Source organism: bacterium (assembly GCA_040756715.1).
GTDB lineage: Bacteria > UBA9089 > UBA9088 > UBA9088 > UBA9088 > JBFLYE01.
This window is the reverse complement of the sequence record JBFLYE010000002.1, coordinates 1-2995: the sequence shown is the minus strand read 5'-3', so window position 1 is coordinate 2995 and position 2995 is coordinate 1. Positions and strand designations below refer to the sequence as shown.

Below are 2995 nucleotides of genomic sequence, written 5' to 3'. Positions count from 1 at the left end.
AATCACAAAGATAACCTTAGAATTTCTGATGGAAAATAACACTTTTTGTCATTTTGGCTTCGTTTTTTCCTTCTCTATAGAAAAACACAAAAAATTTCAAAAAGAGACCTCAATTTTCCCCAAAATTTTAAGATTTAGCCTAAAAGGCAGGGGGTAAGTTTCAAAAGAATAGGCTTGATGAGGCAATCAAGGAATATAAAGAGGCAATTTCACTTGACTCTAAAAAAATATTTATTTATCATAGTTTAGGCTCTGTCTATCTTGAAAAGGGGATGTTTAAGGAGGCAATTCAAGCATTTAAGGATGCCTTAAGAGTTTCTCCCGATGAGCCAAATTCATACTGTAATTTAGGGGTTACCTATTGGAAGGGAGGAAGAATAGAAGAGGCAATTTCTGCCTATAGAAAGGTATTAAAGCTTTCTCCAGAATTATCCAGGGGTGGCTGAGTCTTTGAGGATATTGGAGGGTAAATATTGAGAATAATCATTGCCCTTTTGTTGCTCTCTTATAATTCTTTTGGTTTAAATAAAGAAGAAAGGATAAAGATAGGGGCTGTACTAGGTATCACCGGAGGGCTATATATTTATGACCAAAGGATAAAGGATTTTTCACAAGAGCATCGAAATCTAACCAGCGATAAAATTGCAAGCTTTGCTAAGCCATTTGGTGATGGAAGGTATACCCTGCCTCCCTTGGCTTTATTTTATCTCTATGGCCATTTCTATGAAGACAAAAGGGCAGAGGAGGTTGCTTTGTTGAGTATGAAATCTTTTGTTCTTTCCGGGGCTTTTACCCAAATTATAAAATTTACCACCGGAAGGCATAGGCCAAACACAGGAGACAAATATAATACTTGGGATGGTCCACATATTCCTTTCTCTAATGACTCCTTTCCCTCGGGCCATTCTTCTTCTGCCTTTGCCATAGCTACGGTTTTTGCTTCAGAATATAAAGGAATTATTCCATCCTTGGCATATAGCATAGCAACATTATGTGCTTTGTCAAGGATAAATGACAATTGCCATTGGGCAAGTGATGTATTTTTTGGTTCTTGTTTAGGCTATTTTACCGCCAAAGGCATAATTGGTTTGAAAAAGGCAAATTATGCTTTTAAGGTTGACAGGGTTAATGGTTTGTTGGTATCATACAATTTTTGGTAGAAGTGGTTTCATAAGTCCATTTTTGTGAGGTGTAACTCCTTGGATGTAACTAAACCAGTTTTTATCTTTCTAAGGAGCAAGTTATGAATATTCGACAAATGGCTGTATCAGAAGTGGCTATATCTGTTGCTGCAGCCGTAATCGTATTGTGCTTTCTGTCCTGGCCCGTCGCCGCCAGTGGGGATAAGACAAGTTCCAAACTCGCCGTAGGGCCCGATGGAACTGTTAGCTATAAAGAGCAAATTTTGCAACATGCCACAGATGACATTGGGGAAATTAAAGGTATGGAGCAACACGTCAAGGAATTGGAGACCGAGAAAGCTATCCGGGAGGAAGCAATCCGTTCAATTATTCGGGATGCCATTTCGACCTTGGGGTCAAATATCAACGAATCCATGGCCCTGGGAGGTACTCTAGAGATGGTGGGTGGCCGGACCAAGGATTTTTCACACCAGAGTGAAGGTGTGCTCCTTTTGAATACAGCTGAACTCAACTTTGAAATCCAGATAAACAAATGGACATCGGGAAGTTTCGTCATCAAATATGATGATGGTAGTAATATTTCCTTTCCAACAACCAAGGGTTTCGAGGCAGGGGTTGATCGAATCAATCTTGACACAGCGTTCTTTACTATTGGCGATCCCCAGCGATTCCCGCCTTTCTTGACTTTTGGAAAACAGATAATTTTGCCCTTCGGAATCTCAACAGGCGACCCTGTGGCAGGCGTGCTGACCATTGAAAACCCGCTGACCGTCAACGCGTTCGAGATGAAAGACACTGCCATTGGGTTTGGCCTTGGGTTTCCGACGCCTGCCCTGACTCCAGCCACGCCACCGATAACTCTACCGCCGGTCAGGCCACTAGTGATAAATCCCCTCATTAGCTCACTCATGAGAGGCCTTGGCTACCGTCCACCTCCGATGCGGCCGCCACCTCTAACTTTCATCACTCCCACGCCAAATCCTCCTCTTTTTAATGTGGGCTTCTATTCTTATGACGGGAGCACCTTTGAGAGGGTCAAGAGCGGCGGGTATAAGCCTAGCGACCACATTAACGCCACGGTGGGCTTTCTTCGCACCAAGGGAAATTGTGGTCGTCGCTACGACCAACTGCGAGGTAGTGCCTTTTGTCCTTGGTCAATCGATGTAGATGTTGATTACATTAGTTCGGTCTTCGACAGTCAATTCCTGAGAACCGAATATCGAAGTTTTCTTGACCAGATCGGTTTCGTGCCCGGGATGGCGGTGAGTGTCAAAGCAATTCTTGGTCCTAGATCGTTCATTGGCGAGTGGAACGGAGCCATGAGAGGGGTAACATTTATCGATGGTCTGAACAATCGGGTCAGCATAAAACCTTCCGCCTGGCAGATCACACTTAGCCATCAGTTTGATTGGAACCCGTGGGTCGAGGTGATTGGTGCTCAAGGAAATTATCTTACCATTAGCTATTCACAGACCTACAATCTGGCAGGGGTGTTCAACAACGAATCAAGCAGGGTTGGATTCCTTCCCAAGAGACGATTTATTGTGAACATAGGTGAGTGGGTACTCGAGGGTCTCAAATTTGCGGTCGAGTATTCCCATAATGTGGATTATTCGAAGAATGAGGGTGGTACAGGTAACTCTGGCAATACAATCTTCTTGTCGCTTACCACGGTGTGGTAATACTGCCGCATAGCTTTAGACTTGACACCTATAACTTCTGGTGAAATTATAGTATCTTCCATTACTTAGTGCAAAAATAGATAGGGTTGTGTTTATCTGTTTAAAAATTCATCCACCTTTTAAGAAATTTTGAATTCTAAATTTTGAATTTTGAATTGAAAAAGGTTTAAG

At 42.5% G+C, this 2995-nt stretch carries 2 protein-coding genes and 1 pseudogene; all 3 read left to right on the top strand.

Annotation, left to right across the window (positions count from 1 at the left end):
• Positions 1–164 precede the first annotated feature (164 nt).
• Positions 165–446: pseudogene (locus AB1397_00045) on the top strand (tetratricopeptide repeat protein).
• Between the two features lie 27 nt (positions 447–473).
• Complete coding sequence (locus AB1397_00040; protein MEW6481395.1) at positions 474–1160, top strand: phosphatase PAP2 family protein; 687 nt, start codon at positions 474–476, stop codon at positions 1158–1160.
• A gap of 98 nt (positions 1161–1258) precedes the next feature.
• Positions 1259–2824 (top strand): hypothetical protein, encoded by a 1566-nt coding sequence (locus AB1397_00035; GenBank protein ID MEW6481394.1) that lies wholly within the window; start codon positions 1259–1261, stop codon positions 2822–2824.
• Positions 2825–2995: the final 171 nt, after the last annotated feature.

Bases quoted from the DNA above. Each gene is read 5' to 3' on its own strand.
- AB1397_00035 (MEW6481394.1), top strand. From the start codon at position 1,259: ATGGCTGTATCAGAAGTGGCTATATCTGTTGCTGCAGCCGTAATCGTA.